Genomic DNA, 16,355 nt, shown 5'->3' with positions numbered 1-16,355 from the left:
TTTTTTATTTTGATTTACTTGTCTGTTTTTAATATAAAAAAATTAAATTATATATAATTTAAAACTATGAAAAAAGAAAATTTAAATATTTTGTTTCTTGGTGATATTTTTGGAACCCCTGGCATTGAGTTTGTATCTAAAAATTTAAAAGAAATTATTGAAAAAGAAAGCATTGATTTTGTTATTGCACAAGCAGAGAATGTTTCGGGCAGAAAAGGATTTATTCCAAAACATTATAATCAACTAAAAAAAGCTGGAGTAAATGCGTTTACTTTAGGAAATCATGTTTGAGCAAAATCGGAAATAATGGAAATTATTGAGAATAATGATTTAATTAGACCTATAAACATCGAAGAAGGATACCCAGGGTCAGGAATAAGATTTTTTGATGTATTTGGAAATAAAGTTGCCATTATGTCATTTATGGGGATAACCTTTAATCCTTTATTACAACCTTGAAAACAAGAAAGTGCGAACAATTTTTTCGATAAGTTTGATGAAGCATATAACAATAGTGAAGCTGATTACTATATCATTGATTTTCATGCTGAAACAACATCAGAAAAATCAGTGTTTGGATTATATGTCGATGGTAAGGCTGATGCTTTAGTCGGGACACATACACATGTTCAAACAAATGATGCAAAAATTTTACCAAACGGAACATATTATTTAACTGATTGTGGAATGTGCGGACCTAGAGATTGCGCAATTGGATCTAATTTCAAAGAAGTTTATGAAAAAATGAGATATGATGCAAGGAATCCTTTTAAAGTCTCAAATAACAAATGTCAATTAAATGGTGTTATATTTACATTAACTAAAAATAAAGAAAACAAAAAAATTAAATTAATTAATTTCTTGGAGAAATAATGGAAGAAAAAAAACAGATAGTTAGAAAAAGTAATTTTTTGTTAAAAAAATATAATTTCCGAAAAAACATAATTAGTTATATTTATCAATTTGAGCTTTTTGACAAAAGTTTAAATACTAAAGAAATTGTGGATAATAAATTAAACGAAATCACTAATGCTGAAATTCAAACACTAGAATTAATTGAAACAAAATATCAGACATTAACAAATATCGCAAAAAAATTTATATTAAAAAATTGAGAATGAGAACGTATTAGCCCACTTATTAGAGCAATTATTATTTTTGGAATATATGAATTAACTTTCAATGAAAGTAAAGTTGTAATTAATGAAATTATAAACATTACAAAACTTTTCTCGCCAGGGGAAGAATATAAATTTGTAAACAAAGTTTTAGATAAAATTTCAAAACAAATAATTAATAAATAATATGAAGAAAACATTAAAAGAATTAATAAAAGAAAAATTTAATTTAGAAGATAAAAAAATTGATTCCTTGGCTATGCAAGGGAAAATTTTTATTAATAATGAAAAAGTGTTTTTAGCTTCTATGAAGGTTGATGAAAACTGTAATATTGAGATCAAAGAAAAAAATAATAAATATGTTTCTAGAGGGGCCTATAAATTAAAGGAAGCAATAGAAAAATTTCAAATAGAAATTGAAAATAAAACTTGTTTGGATATTGGTTCATCTACAGGTGGCTTTGTTCAAGTTTTATTAGAAAACAAAGCAAATAAGGTTTATGCTCTTGATTCTGGTACAAATCAGTTAGATTTTTTTCTGAGAAAAAATGATAAAGTTGTAGTTTATGAAAAAACTAATTTAAAAAATATCAATCAATCTTTGTTTAGCGAAGTTATTGAATTAATAACCTGCGATGTTTCTTTTATAAGTTTAAAACACGTTTTCGAAGTATGCAATAAAACTTTCTTAAACGGTACAAAACTAATGGCTTTAATTAAACCACAATTTGAGGCTAGCAGTAAATATGTTGAGCCTGGTGGTTATGTTCCTGAGCAACATCATGAATACATAAAAAATAAGATTCTTCAAATAGCAAAAGAAAATAATTTTGTGCTAATTAAACCAATAATTAAAAGCCCTATTTTAGGAGACAAATCTAAGAATATTGAATACTTATCTTTTTTTGAAAAACAAGGAGAGTAATAAATGAAAAAGGAAGAAAGAGAAATTATTTTTCCAATGTTTAAAAATAATCCAGATATTATCTATTTAGATAATGCTGCTTTAACTTTTAAATCACAAGAAGTTATTGATAAGGGCACAGAATTTTATGAAAAATTTTGTGTGTCAACACGAACGGCTGATTCTAAATTAGGCATTCAATTAAATACAGACCTGCAAAATGTAAGAAAGAGTATTGCCAATTTTGTAAATAGCAAAGAAGACGAAGTTATTTTTACTTCCGGAACAACAGAGGGGTTAAATATAATTGCGAGAATGCTATCTTTAATAATAAATGATGGAAAAATTATTTTTACTTTTTTTAATCACTCATCAGCTATAGTCCCTTTTATTGAAAATTTTAAAGACAAAAACATTGATTTTAAGTATTGTTTAGACCAGAAAGAAATAATAAATTCAATTGATAATAATACGAGAATTTTGGTATTACCACAATTAAGTAATAACTTTCAAGTTGATTTTAATTTAGAAGAAATATATAAAAAGTGTAAAGAACACAACACTATTTTAATTAATGATGCCGCTCAGGCAATAGTACACACTAATGTTAATTTTAAAAATTGTGATGTTTTAGTTTTTTCTGGCAACAAAATTTATGGTCCAACTGGAACTGGAGCTTTAATTGTCAAAAAAGAATTATTAGATAAATTGCATCCAACAAAATGAGGTGGCGGACAAGTTCAAAATATTTATGAAAATTGTAATTGAAATATGCGAAATACAATTAATAAATGAGAGCCTGGAACAGCAAATTTTGCCGGTATTTTACAATTAGGAAAAGCAATAACTTTTTTTAAAAAATTCAATATTCAAGAATTAGAGAAAAAAGAAAAAGGGTTAGCCTTGTATGCTTATGAGAAATTAAGCAAACTTCCTAATATTAAAATAGGATCAGACAAGGGGGATACTATTATTTTATTTAATATTGAGGGCGTTTCACCACAAGATGTTGCTTCATATTTAGGAAATAGAGATATTTATGTAAGAGCGGGTGCTTTCTGCGCTTACAAATTTAAAGAAGTTAATAATTATTCAAACTCTTATGTCAGAGTATCACTAGCAATGTATAATAACAAGGAAGATATTGATAAATTAGTAAAAACGTTAGAAAATGGAGGCAACTTTATTGAAATCTTTTAGTAATCAAGAAAAGCAAGCAATTATTTTTAATGCATATTCAAATCCACAATATAAATTAACAAATAAAACTAACAAGGGAATTTGTGAACATTCTTCCGTTTGTGTTGATGATCTTGAGTTAAATTTAATGTTTGAAAATAATATCTTAATTGAGGCAAATTATTTTGCTGAAGGTTGTGCTATTTTTATATCTAGCATCGAGATAATGATTAAAGAATTATTAAATAAAGATAAAAAGCAAATTAATGACATTTTAGAAAATTATTTCAAACTAATCAATAAAGAAGATTTAATTGATAATAATGTAGAATTAGGGGAATTAATTGTTTTTGAAAATGTTAAAATTCATTTAAATAGATTAGAATGTGCTTCGATTATATATCGTGCTTTTAAAAAAGGGTTAAATGTCTAAGGTTATATTTCATATTGATATGGATTCATTTTTTGTAAGTTGTGAACGATCAAAAAATGAATCATTAATAAATAAACCGGTTGTTATTGCTTCAAATTTAAAAAGGGCGATAGTTACTGCAATGTCTTATGAAGTAAAAAACGCCGGATTTAAAACCGGTGATCCTTTTTATTTAGTAAAAGATAAGATAAAAGATTTAATTGTTATAGAACCTCATTACCAGTTATATTCTTTAATGTCTAAAAAAATTTTTAATTTTTTGGAAAAAAATTTTTCTAAAAAAATTGAAATTTATTCGATTGATGAGTGTTACTTAGATGTAACTAATGAGGCAAAGAATTTTGATTCAGCATTAGAACTCGCTAGAACAATACAAGAACAAATTTTGAAAGAGTTTAAAATACCATGTTCAATTGGTATTTCATATACAAAATTTTTAGCAAAAATGTCAACAAATAAGGCTAAGCCATTTGGAATTTTGCAAACAAAAAAAGAAGATATTAAGAAACATTTTTTTGATCTTCCTGTAAAAAAAATTTTTGGGATTGGCAAAGCTAGTGCAGAAAAATTAATTAGTCACAATATAAATACATATTATGATTTGGTTAATTGTCAAAATGATATTTTTTTAAAAAGTGTTTTTGGAAAAAACTATTTTATATTTATACAAAATTTAAAAGGTTTAAATATTACTAAAGAACATGTTTTGCCACATGATGTTAAAAGTATTAGCAACTCAGAAACTTTTATGGTTTCAGATTCAAATGATGAAAATTATTTAATAAACGAACTAAAAAAAATAGTTAAGAATGTTTGTGAACGAGCAAACAATTTAAATCTTGAAGGGAATGAAATATCTGTCTCATTAAGACAAAAAAATAAATTATGAAATAGCAAGCATAAAAAAATTGGTATTTGAACAAACAATTATGAAATAATTTGAAATCATGTTTTTTTGCTTTTTAAAGAAATGTGAGAAGAAAACGAAATTAGAGGTTTAGGTATTGCTTTGAGAGGCTTGCGAACAATATTTAACAATTATTCTTCTCTAAATTTATTTGAACTAGATAATAAAAATATTATTGATAAAATAATAAATGAACAAAACTTTTTAGAAGGTAAAAATCAATTAAAAACTTTATATCAATATAGCAAAGAAAAACAGATAAACACTGAAAATATAAAATTTTTAAGAAAAAATTCTAAAACAAAAAATAAAACAATTAATTTGGAGGAAGAATGAAAATAGGAATATATGGCGGTAGTTTTAATCCAATTCATAAAGGTCATATCATGTTAGCTAAATTTGCAATTAAAAACTTACAATTAGATAAGTTATTTTTTGTTCCAGCAAATAAAAGTCCTGATAAAAAAGATGTTGAATATGCCCCTAGTAAAGATCGTATTAACATGATTAATTTAGTTTTAGAAGATAAAATGATACTTTCTGAATTTGAAACCAAACGTGGTGGTGTTTCTTACACTAAAGATACTATAAATTACTTTAAATCTAAATTTCCAAATGATGAATTATATTTTTTTATCGGAACAGATAATATTAATGGTCTAAATACATGAGAAGGAATAGATTTAATGGCAAAACAAGTTAAATTTGTTGCATTTAAAAGAGACAAAGATTTTTCTAAAATAAATGTTAAAAAATATAATGTTTTGTTATTAGATAATCCAATATACAAGTTTTCTTCTACTGATTACAGGAATGGTAATTTGGACATGGTTGAACCACAAGTACAAAAGTATATAGGTGAAAATTTCTTATATTTTGAAGAAATAGCAAAAGCATGACTTTTTGATAAAAATACTCCAAAAGGACAGCTGGATAGATTTTTACATTTAAAATGAACAGCTGAATTTGCTGCAGAATTAGCAGAACTTAATGATTACAGAATTAAATATGCATATCAAGCAGGAATGGCTCATGATATAACAAAAAAATGATCTATAGAAGAATCATATGATTTTCTATCAAAATACGGCTATGACAAGAACAATTTACAAGAATATGAACTTCACCAAACTACTGCTTATTATTGATTAAAAGATGTTTATAAATATAAGAATGAAGAAGTTTTAAATGCAATAAAAAAACATACTACACTAGATTTCGAACTAACACCTTTAGATAAAATACTTTATGTTGCTGATAAAATAAGTAAAGGTAGAGCCTGAAGTGGAATCGAGAAATACAGAAAATTAAGTCGTGATAATTTAGAAGAAGGTTTTGCTGTTATTGTAACTAAATGCGCAGATTATGAAAGCAAAGAAAGAGGTATAGTTTTTTCTCAAAAACAAAAAGAAATATATAAAAAATGAGGAAAATAAATACCTCATTTTTTATATATTTCTTATAATTCTGGTGCTTGTAAATGAATGTTGTTTAAAGTTTGATCGTTTCCATTATTAGTTTTATTTTTATTTAAATTATGTAGTGCTAAACCAGCGGCAACAATTGAAATGATTGGTGTTAAAAATATACCTAGAATATATAAAATACCAATAGTATTATTTTTTTCTTTAAATGCACTTACTGCTCCTAAGATATCGATAACAAGAGTAGCAATTCCTAATGCAGACATGATTAAAAATAATCATATATAGCGGGTAACAAATTGAATTACATATTGTTCATCTGCTGAGCTAGAGCTATGTGCATCTGAAACTAATTTAGTTATAAAACTAGATAGTAAAAATAAATAAATAGCTGAAATTAATAATAAAACGCTATTCAAAACTATAGCACTAATGTGAATTGATTTTGGAGTTTTTCTCATTTTTTTCCTTCTTGAATCTATATAAATTCCTATATATAATTTTATAATTAATTTTTAAATTAAGCATTTTTTAAACATAAACATGTAATAATTAACATTTTTTATATATTTTTTAAACTTGAAACAAAAAAATAAAATTAGCACTCTTTTTAACAAAGTGCTAATAATTGTGGTAAAATTAATCTGTAAATTATTAAAAGTAAAAAAATAGTTTAAAAAATAAAAAACTTACCTTATATTTAAAAAGGAGAAATTATGACAAAAGAAATTATTTTAGGGATAGACCTTGGAACAACAAACTCTGTTGTTTCAATTATTGAAAATGGAAATCCAAAAGTATTAGAAAATCCTAATGGAAAAAGAACCACACCTTCAGTTGTTGCATTCAAAAATGGAGAAACAATTGTTGGTGAAAGCGCAAAAAGACAATTAGAAACCAACCCAGATAGTATTGCATCTATTAAAAGATTAATGGGGTCTGCAAACACCGTAAAAGCTAATCAAAAAGATTACAAGCCAGAAGAAATTAGTGCCTTAATTCTTTCATATATGAAAGACTACGCACAAAAGAAAATTGGTAGTCCTGTTAAAAAAGCTGTTATTACAGTTCCTGCATATTTTGATAATGCACAACGTGAAGCAACAAAGAATGCTGGAATTATCGCCGGTCTAGAGGTTGTTAGAATTATTAACGAACCAACAGCAGCAGCTTTAGCATTTGGACTTGACAAATCTAAAGATGAGAACCATAAAATATTAGTATTTGATTTAGGTGGTGGTACATTTGACGTTTCTATTTTAGAAATGGAAAACGGAACATTTGAAGTTCTATCTACCTCGGGAGATAACCATTTAGGTGGTGATGATTGAGACCATAAAATTGTAGATTGATTAATAAAAGAAATTAATAGTAAATATGGATACAATCCAAAAAATGACAAAATGGCTATGGCAAGATTAAAAGAAGAAGCTGAAAGAGCAAAAATCTCTTTATCAGAATCATTAGTAGCAAATATTTCATTACCTTTCCTAGCAATGAATGAAAATGGTCCAATTAACGTTGAATTAGAATTAAAAAGATCAGAATTTGAAGCAATGACATCTGATTTATTAGAAAAAACTAAAAAACCTCTATTAGACGCTTTAGAACAAGCAAAATTAAATTGAAATGATATTACAGAAGTTTTACTAGTTGGTGGTTCAACAAGAATGCCAGCAGTTCAAAAAACAGTTTCTGAAATTACTGGTAAGAAACCAAATAATTCAATTAATCCAGATGAAGTTGTTAGTGTTGGAGCTGCTATCCAAGGTGCGGTTCTTGCAGGAGATATCCAAGATGTCTTATTATTAGATGTTACTCCATTAACTTTAGGTATTGTTGTTGAAGGAGATATAGTAGCGCCATTAATCCCAAGAAACACAACAATTCCTGTAACAAGAAGTCAAATTTTTTCAACAGCAGCTGATAATCAAACCTCAGTATCAATCGTAGTTACTCAAGGTGAAAGACAAATGGCTCAAGATAACAAGTTTTTAGGAAGATTTGATTTAAGCGGAATTAATCCTGCACCAAGAGGAGTTCCTCAAATTGAAGTAAGTTTTTCTATCGATGTTAATGGTATAACAAAAGTTACAGCGAAAGATAAAAGTACTAACCAAGAACAAAGTATTACAATTCAAAATACATCTTCATTATCAAAAGAAGATGTTGAAAAAATGGTTCAAGAAGCTGAATTAAATAGAGAAGCCGATAAAAAGAAACGTCGTGAAATTGAATTAACTGTAAGAGCTGAACAAGTTATTCATCAAATCGACAAAGCTTCAGAAACTGAAGAAGCTAAAAAATTAAATCCTGCACAACTTTCAGAAGTAACAAAAGTGAAAGAAGAAATTCAAAAATTATTAAATGATAAAGATTTTGATAATTTAGAAAAGAAATTAAATGAATTCGAACAAAAATTAGCACAAGCAATGGAATTTATGAAAAAACAACAAGGTTCTAGTGCTCCACAAACAGAAGAAAATAATAACGAAACAAATTAATAAAGTTGAAAAATGGTTTACTGTGGTAGCCATTTTTTTATTGCTTTTTCAAAATAAATACATTAAAAATAAAATTATAATATAAAAAAAATTGCTGATTTTTTAAATTTGCTGTATAATTTTGATATAAATTTATGAAAGGTTTAAAATATGAAAACATCAGCATTTAAGTACTCAAAATTTGCTTTTAATACTGTTTTTAAGAAGAAAAGTTCGATTATTATCCCTACAATAACACTAATTGTGTCGTTTATATTGGGTTTAGTTTTTAAGTTTGCTATAAGTGAAAAGTATTTAACATTGTCATCTTATTTATTTGTTTTTGCTTTACTTATAACAACTGTTTTATTTGCTTCAATAAAAGCATTAAATATTTTTAAAGATTTTGAGCAAGAAGGATTAGAACTTGTCAGCCTAGCAAAGCCTATTTCTCGTAATAGTTTGGTTTGGGGTAAATTACTATCTTTAATCTATTTTGGTTTAATGTGATCAATAGTTTTATTTATCTCAGCTTTATTATCAGCTTACGCTTTATATGTAGGTTCTAACTTATTTATATATTCCATTCTATTTTTTATAGTGGGATTATCAACTTATTTATTAATTGGTTTAATAACAGCTTTAATTAGTTATAAATTAAATCAAAAAATTGCTATAACTTTACCATTAGTATTCTTTATTCCATTGGCTTTAGGTGGATCTTTACTATCTTCTAATGCAACAACCAACGTTAACAATGCCGCTTATTTTATTAATAAAAAATATCCTTATCATTTTTCTGGCAACGAGGCTAATGTTGAACCATTTTTTATTAATAATTCAAAGGATGAACTATTGTTAATTCCAAATGGATCACAAAATAAAAAATTTACAGATAAACAAATTGAATATTTACATGAAGTAATGAATATTGCTAACAAATCTTCAAATGAATGACAAGTATATTCTTGACTTTCAATGCCGTATCAACTACTTGACATTTTTAACTTCGACAATCAAAACGTTTTTGAATCAATCAGTAAAAACAAGTTCTCAAATCAAGACAATTACATTTATTACAACAATTTAGATAGTATTTTATTTAAATATAAACTAGATCAAAATGTTCAACAAAAGAAATATATTGTTTCAAATAAAGATGGAGAATCAGAAAAATATATTGTTTCAGGTTTATTAAAATCTAATTCAGTAATTCCAAATAGCATAAATACTGAAATTATTTATGCTCGTGAGGGGGCTTCAAGCATTGATGTTTCTTTTCCAGAAGATGATTCGCAATTCTCAGCTGAAAATAATTTAGTAGGTAAATTAAAATGACAATATATTGCAGAAGTTTTACAAGATAAATCATTTAATTTTATTGCTAAAAAGTTTGTAGATAATTTTATAAAAGATAAAAAGTCAACTGAAACTATTGAATTAAATAAAGAATTATTAAATGCTATTTCCGTTTATGTAAATAACTTAGATAGTGATATTAATCAATATTCTAATTCAAATTTAACTCTATTCAATGAACATGCTATTAAAGAAAAGAAATTGCAATCAGAAATTGAAAGAAAAATTTACTTTTCAACAGCTTTATTAAACTTTATTTACTTTAATTATCACGACGCAGAAATATATGAAGCAATGATTAAGAATCCTAAAAAGTCAAATTCTTACGGAGATACACAATTTGAACTTCAAATTGCCGGATATAAATACTTAATAGGTGGATATGAAAACTTTGAAAAAAGACTTTTTGTAAAAGGCGGAAAAGTGCTAATCAGATACGATTTGGCAAAAAGTGATACAAATTATCTTTTCCAATCTTCAGATCAGTTATTTGCAATTAATAGAGAAAAACAAATTGTAAATAAAAATGTTTACTTCATTTTATGAGCAGTTGCTATAGGAATTTTATTCGCTGCTGTATTTGCACTATACAAAAGAAAGGATTATAAATAGTTATGAAAAATATTTTAGAAGTTATAAATCTAAAAAAGATTTTTCCAAAAACCGATCGTGGAATTAAAACTATTAATTTTTCAATTCAAGAGGGCGCTTTTCATGCTTTCATTGGGGAAAATGGTGCTGGAAAAACAACAACTATTAAAACAATAATCGGTGCATACACAAACTATGAAGGTGATATTAAAATTAATGAGCTTAATATTAAAAAAGCAGAAGCACGTGCTATTATCGGTTATGTTCCTGAGGTTGCAATTTTTCCAAAAGAGTTAACTGTATTTGAATACTTATATAATTTATCTATTTTATCTAATATTAAAAAATCTGAGGCTAGGGATTTAATTAATAAATACTTAAAACTATTTAATATTGAAAATCTTGCAAAAGATAAACCACACACCTTTTCATCAGGACAGAAGAAAAAAGTTTTATTAATTCAAGCCCTATTGAATAATCCTAAACTTTTAATTTTAGATGAACCTGCAGCCAATCTTGATCCAACAGCAAGATTCGAATTATTTTCTTTATTACAAAAATTAAACAAAGAAGAAAAAATATCAATTCTAATTAGTTCACACGTACTAGCCGAAATTGATAAGTATGTAGATTCAGTAACGCTTATTCATGATGGTAAAATCTTATACTCTGGAATTAAGAAAGAACCTTTAGAAAAACTATTTTATGAAAAAGTTATTACTAACTAGCTTAAGTTCACTTATTTTACCATTCTCTGCAATAAGTTGTGTTAATACAAACAGCAAAGTTGACAGTAATTCTTCATTTGAAATAAAACAAAAAAAATACTATTATAAAAATGAATCTATAAATTCTATATTAGATTTTTATACAAAGAATAATAAAGATAAAAAGAATATTTATATTTTTCAACAAGAAAATAAATCAGATGCAAAATATAATGAATTAAAGTACGCTTTTGTTTATGATCCTATTTTCATTCAAAACAGTGTTCATAAAAATGGAGACTATAATTACCTTGCAAATAAATCTAAAGATATAATTGAAAAATCTTTATCTGATGACTGATATTGAGTATTAAATAATTTATCAAGCTTTAAATATATTTTTAATCCTTATGGAGATAGATATCGTGCTTTTCCAAAAGAGAAAGAATATTTTAACCAAATTAAAGAAATATTTAAATCACTTTTTGTATCAGTTGTAGATTCAAAACCCACAAAATTAATTAAATTTCCTTTTCAAAATATTGAAAAATTAACCAGTAAAGATGTCTATACTGAAAAGGAAGCTTGATATCTAATATTTGATAATAACATGGCTATAAAATTATGAAAATATATTGAAAATGAGACACCTAAGATTCAGATATTACCAGATTTATTAATATTTAAGAATACGAATAATATTGAAGAACAATTAACAGAATTAGAAAACTTAATACATCAAAAAAGGTTAGCTGAATTTAACAGAGATTATGAATCAGCAAAAGAAGATGCTGAGCTTGAAGACGAACCTTTTGATGAAGAGGCTTTTTTAAATCAAAGAATTGATAAAAAATACATCGAATTTCAAGGTATATACAAATATAATGGTCACTTTGTTGATGTTTTAAATGAAATAAATAAAGAAGAATTAAAAATATATAGATTTAGTATGAGGTTTATTGATGAAAAAAATTAGAAAATTAATTTTGTCTTCTTCTTTAATTATGACATTACCAATTGGAATGTCATTAGTTTCTTGCATCAATAATGAAGGAAATGAAAATTTAAAAAATAAAATACCAAAAGATTTAGATTATGTCCCAAACATTGAAAACCCGTTAGAGCTAAAAACTAATAAACTAATCGAAAATTTGATTGATATTAAATTTAAACAAGATAATGTTGAAAAGGTTAACTTTTTAAACTCGCAAAAAGATGAAGAGACTTTATTAAATAAAGCGAAAGAGCTAAGTAATAATTATCTAAATAATAAGAATGAAGAAAACTTAAAATTATTAAATGACTTTTATTCAAATAATTGACTTTTTGTAATAAAAAATATTAGGAAATTTAACTGAACTTTTTTAAAATGATGAACTTTTCCTGATTTAGGTCAGGTAAAACATTCAGATGAGTTTTTTACACAATTAGAAAAACAAGCTGAACCAGATGATTTAATTTTCTTTGATAATAACTGAGATCAACTAAAGGAAGGGGATGAGTCTCCGGAATCACCAGATGACATTTTTTACTTTAAAAAAGATAAAATGCTTTTAAGAATATTAATTTCAAAAAATAAAGAAGGTAAACGTACATTAAAATTTGACAGAATTATATATTTTGCAAAATCAAGAACAAATAAAGTGTCAATTAAATTAATTTCTGATGCGGTACATAACGCAATCATTCACCACAATCAACAAGGATACGATGCTTTTGAAAAAGAGGTTATTGATAACTTTGGTTTTGCATCACTAGGAACATTAATAATTAAGGGGGAATAATGAAAAAGAAACAAAAATTTATATTTTTAACCTCAGTTTTACCTTTTTCAATGTTACCTATTGCAGCAGTTTCTTGCCAAAACCCGAACAATAATTTAAATGAGTCAAAACTAAGCAATATTATTAAAAATAATAATAAAGAAAGTAAGTGAGATGTTTTTTTAAAATACGAATATGTAAATTCTTTATTAAATCTTGCTTTTAAAAATGATAATGACAAAAGGGCTTTTATTGAAAAACAAAAGAACATTAGCGAGAGTTATTTAACAACTGTTAAAGAATATTTACTTTACAGTAATAATGTTGTTGCTATGTATGGTTCGAATGATGGTTTCTTTTCAAATAATAAAGTTATTGGATTAAAAGAATTTCGCGCTGAGCTTGACAAATTATTCAAAGAAAATTGACTATGATTTTTATTTAATCTTGATAGATTTACTTTTGCATTATACAACTCATTTGATCAATTTCAAGGAACTTTAGAATCGCTAAGTCAAGATATTCAAAAAAATAGTTTGGATTTAAGTTCATTTAACAGACCGACAACAAATGAAGTATTACAGTTCGTAGTACATGAAAACAAAACTGAAGATAATTTAGAATATGAAGTTCACTTACTAACAAAACAAGGAATTATTTTAAAGATTACAATTAATACTAATCTTAAGGACGATGATGATAACCCTATTCCTGAAGAAAATCAAAAAAGTGATGTTTCTATTTTTACATATTCATACATCTATCCTTCGTTATTCCAAAATGATGTAATGTTACAAAAATTTGATTTATCAAAATATGTTAGAGCTATGACATTATGATCTACATCTTCTTCAGAAAGATGAGTTAAAATTTTATTTGATGAAGAATATGGCGGTACACCATTAAGATTTACAATTGTTTACGTAGATGATAAAAAAGCAGCCTAGTTGCTGCTTTTTTTATTAAATATTTTGTTACCTAATTTTATATAATCATTAACTTTGTTTTCTAATATTTCAAATGCTTTTTGGTAAATTCCTTCAGAATAAATATCAACCCCTGCTTCTTTTAAAATATTAGCTGGTCAATCTTTATCTCCTGCTGATAAAAATTTATCTACATATTCTTTGAGTGCTTTTTGTCCCTCTTTTTTATATTTTTGGAAAAACACATTTGCAACAATATAACCTAATGCATATTTGTAAACATAGAAATAGTAATAAAAATGTGGCACCATAACAGAATAAACATTCATAGCTTCGCCTTCTTTTAAAGTCCTATCTGACATATTATACTTTTCTGAAACTTCAACATAAAGTTTTTCAATCGCTTCATATGAATTAAGAGGTTCGTTTTTATCTATTCTATTATATAGTTCAAATTCAAAATTAGATCATTGTGTTTGCCTTAGAACTGTACCAATAAAATCACCAATGCTTTCGCTAATTAAAAAGAATTTTTCTTCATTACTTTTTGCTTTAGAAATTAAATAATCATTTAATAATAATTCATTAAAGATCGAAGCAATTTCAGCTAAGAAAATTGGATATTGGCTTCTAAAAATAGATTGATTTTTATCTGAAAAATAAGAGTGCATCGAATGTCCCATTTCATGACATAGCGTATTTACAGAATTGATTGTGTTATCCCAGTTCATTAAAATATAAATTTTTCTTAAACCATAAGATTCACCTATAGAATAAGCACCAGATCTCTTTGAAGGAACATTAACATAATCTATTCATCTTTCTTTAATTGCTTTGTTGACAATTTCGGGATATTCATAAGGCATTATCGAGGTTATTTCTTTTAATATTTTTTGACCTTCTTCAATTGAATAACTATTTTTCACTTTTACAAGATCAACAGCACCATCTCATAATTCCATTTTCTTATTAAATTTTTGTTCAAAAAAAGCTTTACGTGCTTGATAATATTTTTTTAAAATATTGATATTTTTTGAAACATTCTTATATATTATTTCTAAAAGTTTTCTATCAACATGATCAGCAGAAAGAATTGAATCTAATGATGATTCATATTTTCGTTGTAAAGCATTAACCGATATTTCTCTAATGTGTTGATACAACATTTTAGCTAAACTTTGTTTATGTTTTAAAAAAGCTTTGCCATAATTAAAATAAGTTTCTTTTCTTACTCTTTCGTCCTTATGTTTCATTAATGCAGGTCTTGTGCCTTCGGTAATTTCGTATTTTTTACCTCATTTATCACGAGCAAATCCATATGATATTTCGCTGTCTGTTAAAACTCCAAATAATTCTTCAATGTCAGGATTACCATGCGCTGTTTCAGTTAAATATTGTTCTACTTTATCATCGAGTTTATGTTCTAAATCGAATAGTGTTGCTTCTAAATCTTTTTTTACTTCTTTTAGTTCTGGTTTATCTAATCAACTTTTAATCTTGTCTTTATGTTGTGCAATTCTATTAATCTCAGAACCAAATTTTTTACTATATTCTGATTTGGTTGCTTCAAATTCAGAAATTAATTTATTAACTTCAAAATTAACTACATTAGTATTTAGTTTGTTAGATAAATAATTTTCAATTTTATTTGAAAGTAAAATTATTTTCTCATCCAGTTTGAAAGAATCAACAAAGTTTTCAAATGATTCGTACTTAGAATCTTTAATTTCAATTTGTTTATCAAGTAATTCAAAATATTCATTTTTAAGTTGATCAAAAGTTTTATTTCCTAAAATATCTTCTAAATCAAAACGGTATTTTTCTTCAATATCTTCATATTTATCGTATTTTTTCATATTCTATCCTTTTTTTATCAGTTTAAAATTATTAAACTAAGATATAAAAAATAAGTTCAAATCGAACTTATTCAATATCATTTTTATCTACAAAAATTAAGCTCTCAATATCACAGTTTAATCTTTCTCTTGCATTAAATCCATCTAGTTCCATTAAAACAATAATTTTTAAAATTTCAACACCTTGTTCTCTTAAAAGTTTAATTATTGCTTCCAATGTTCCACCGGTAGCTAAAACATCGTCAATAATAACTGCTTTTTGCCCTGGTTTTACTAAACCTTTTTGTATTTCTAAAATTGAACGGCCATATTCTAAACCATAAGCACAACTAATAACTTCTCCGGGTAGTTTCCCTTTCTTACGAACCATAATAAATGGTTTTGCTAGCTTTGCAGCAACAGGGGTTCCAAATAAAAACCCTCTTGCGTCAGGACCGACAATTATGTCAGCATCACTAGCTAAATCTGACATTTTGTTAATTGTATAGTTTAATGCTTCTCCATTTGCTAATAAAAGTGAAATGTCTTTAAACTTAACACCAGGTTCAGGAAAATTTTCAACTGTTCTAATAAATTTTTTTAATTCCATAACTTAATTATTATATTACAAATTTACTTATAAAATAAGTAATTTAAGAAACGTTTAAAACTTAAAATTTAAAACATTGGCGTTCCAGTTATTTCTGTTTTTGTAAAAATATATAT

General features: G+C 25.7%; 16 protein-coding genes. 13 read left to right on the top strand and 3 right to left on the bottom strand.

Features of this window, described 5'->3' with window-relative positions; translation table 4 throughout:
• Nucleotides 1-66 precede the first annotated feature (66 nt).
• Genes ACQW0Y_RS00705 through ACQW0Y_RS00675 form a run of 7 tightly spaced genes read left to right on the top strand, consistent with a single transcriptional unit; the run spans nucleotide 67 to nucleotide 5,977 of the window.
• Nucleotides 67-873, top strand: coding sequence for a TIGR00282 family metallophosphoesterase (locus tag ACQW0Y_RS00705; RefSeq protein WP_427867288.1), 807 nt, complete (start codon nucleotides 67-69; stop codon nucleotides 871-873).
• Complete coding sequence (locus tag ACQW0Y_RS00700) at nucleotides 873-1,304, top strand: transcription antitermination protein NusB (RefSeq protein WP_427867287.1); 432 nt, start codon at nucleotides 873-875, stop codon at nucleotides 1,302-1,304. The genes ACQW0Y_RS00705 and ACQW0Y_RS00700 overlap by 1 nt, the downstream gene beginning before the upstream one ends.
• A 1-nt stretch (nucleotide 1,305) precedes the next feature.
• Nucleotides 1,306-2,043 (top strand): TlyA family RNA methyltransferase, encoded by a 738-nt coding sequence (locus ACQW0Y_RS00695; RefSeq protein WP_427867286.1) that lies wholly within the window; start codon nucleotides 1,306-1,308, stop codon nucleotides 2,041-2,043.
• Between the two features lie 3 nt (nucleotides 2,044-2,046).
• A complete protein-coding gene (locus tag ACQW0Y_RS00690) occupies nucleotides 2,047-3,222 on the top strand; it encodes an aminotransferase class V-fold PLP-dependent enzyme (protein WP_427867285.1) in 1,176 nt (391 codons plus the stop codon).
• On the top strand, nucleotides 3,209-3,634 hold the full coding sequence (locus tag ACQW0Y_RS00685) for an iron-sulfur cluster assembly scaffold protein (RefSeq protein WP_427867284.1): 426 nt from the start codon (nucleotides 3,209-3,211) through the stop codon (nucleotides 3,632-3,634). Before ACQW0Y_RS00690 ends, ACQW0Y_RS00685 begins: the two co-directional genes overlap by 14 nt.
• Nucleotides 3,627-4,883 carry a Y-family DNA polymerase gene (locus ACQW0Y_RS00680; RefSeq protein ID WP_427867283.1) on the top strand — a complete coding sequence of 419 codons (1,257 nt, stop codon included), beginning with the start codon at nucleotides 3,627-3,629 and terminating at the stop codon, nucleotides 4,881-4,883. The genes ACQW0Y_RS00685 and ACQW0Y_RS00680 overlap by 8 nt, the downstream gene beginning before the upstream one ends.
• A complete protein-coding gene (locus ACQW0Y_RS00675) occupies nucleotides 4,874-5,977 on the top strand; it encodes a nicotinate-nucleotide adenylyltransferase (protein ID WP_427867282.1) in 1,104 nt (367 codons plus the stop codon). Before ACQW0Y_RS00680 ends, ACQW0Y_RS00675 begins: the two co-directional genes overlap by 10 nt.
• Nucleotides 5,978-6,000: 23 nt before the next feature.
• Here ACQW0Y_RS00675 and ACQW0Y_RS00670 read toward each other — a convergent pair whose 3' ends face one another.
• Nucleotides 6,001-6,426: a hypothetical protein gene (locus tag ACQW0Y_RS00670; RefSeq protein ID WP_427867281.1), complete on the bottom strand. Its 426-nt coding sequence runs from the start codon at nucleotides 6,424-6,426 to the stop codon at nucleotides 6,001-6,003.
• 255 nt (nucleotides 6,427-6,681) lie between these two features.
• On the opposite strand from ACQW0Y_RS00670, the gene dnaK reads away from it, so the two are divergent.
• The 6 genes from dnaK (at nucleotide 6,682) to ACQW0Y_RS00640 (ending at nucleotide 13,815) form a co-directional block, all read left to right on the top strand.
• Nucleotides 6,682-8,469, top strand: a complete 1,788-nt coding sequence (gene dnaK / locus ACQW0Y_RS00665; RefSeq protein WP_427867280.1) for a molecular chaperone DnaK — start codon at nucleotides 6,682-6,684, stop codon at nucleotides 8,467-8,469.
• 150 nt (nucleotides 8,470-8,619) lie between these two features.
• Complete coding sequence (locus ACQW0Y_RS00660) at nucleotides 8,620-10,419, top strand: ABC transporter permease (RefSeq protein WP_427867279.1); 1,800 nt, start codon at nucleotides 8,620-8,622, stop codon at nucleotides 10,417-10,419.
• A gap of 2 nt (nucleotides 10,420-10,421) precedes the next feature.
• Nucleotides 10,422-11,126 (top strand): ABC transporter ATP-binding protein, encoded by a 705-nt coding sequence (locus ACQW0Y_RS00655; RefSeq protein ID WP_427867278.1) that lies wholly within the window; start codon nucleotides 10,422-10,424, stop codon nucleotides 11,124-11,126.
• Nucleotides 11,104-12,081, top strand: coding sequence for an aromatic motif membrane protein (locus ACQW0Y_RS00650; protein WP_427867277.1), 978 nt, complete (start codon nucleotides 11,104-11,106; stop codon nucleotides 12,079-12,081). The genes ACQW0Y_RS00655 and ACQW0Y_RS00650 overlap by 23 nt, the downstream gene beginning before the upstream one ends.
• The gene (locus ACQW0Y_RS00645; RefSeq protein ID WP_427867276.1) at nucleotides 12,068-12,889 is read left to right on the top strand and encodes an aromatic motif membrane protein; all 822 of its coding nucleotides are present in this window, start codon (nucleotides 12,068-12,070) and stop codon (nucleotides 12,887-12,889) included. The genes ACQW0Y_RS00650 and ACQW0Y_RS00645 overlap by 14 nt, the downstream gene beginning before the upstream one ends.
• On the top strand, nucleotides 12,889-13,815 hold the full coding sequence (locus ACQW0Y_RS00640; RefSeq protein ID WP_427867275.1) for an aromatic motif membrane protein: 927 nt from the start codon (nucleotides 12,889-12,891) through the stop codon (nucleotides 13,813-13,815). The genes ACQW0Y_RS00645 and ACQW0Y_RS00640 overlap by 1 nt, the downstream gene beginning before the upstream one ends.
• On the opposite strand, the gene pepF is transcribed toward ACQW0Y_RS00640, so the two are convergent.
• Both pepF and ACQW0Y_RS00630 read right to left on the bottom strand, forming a co-directional pair.
• On the bottom strand, nucleotides 13,812-15,650 hold the full coding sequence (gene pepF, locus ACQW0Y_RS00635) for an oligoendopeptidase F (RefSeq protein ID WP_427867274.1): 1,839 nt from the start codon (nucleotides 15,648-15,650) through the stop codon (nucleotides 13,812-13,814). The genes ACQW0Y_RS00640 and pepF overlap by 4 nt on opposite strands.
• 67 nt (nucleotides 15,651-15,717) lie before the next feature.
• Nucleotides 15,718-16,239 (bottom strand): adenine phosphoribosyltransferase, encoded by a 522-nt coding sequence (locus ACQW0Y_RS00630; RefSeq protein ID WP_427867273.1) that lies wholly within the window; start codon nucleotides 16,237-16,239, stop codon nucleotides 15,718-15,720.
• Nucleotides 16,240-16,355: the final 116 nt, after the last annotated feature.

Origin of the sequence: Mycoplasmopsis arginini (assembly GCF_965278885.1) — a bacterium.
Classification (GTDB): Bacteria; Bacillota_I; Bacilli_A; order Mycoplasmatales; family Metamycoplasmataceae; genus Metamycoplasma; species Metamycoplasma arginini_B.
This window is presented reverse-complemented; position numbering and strand designations above follow the sequence as displayed.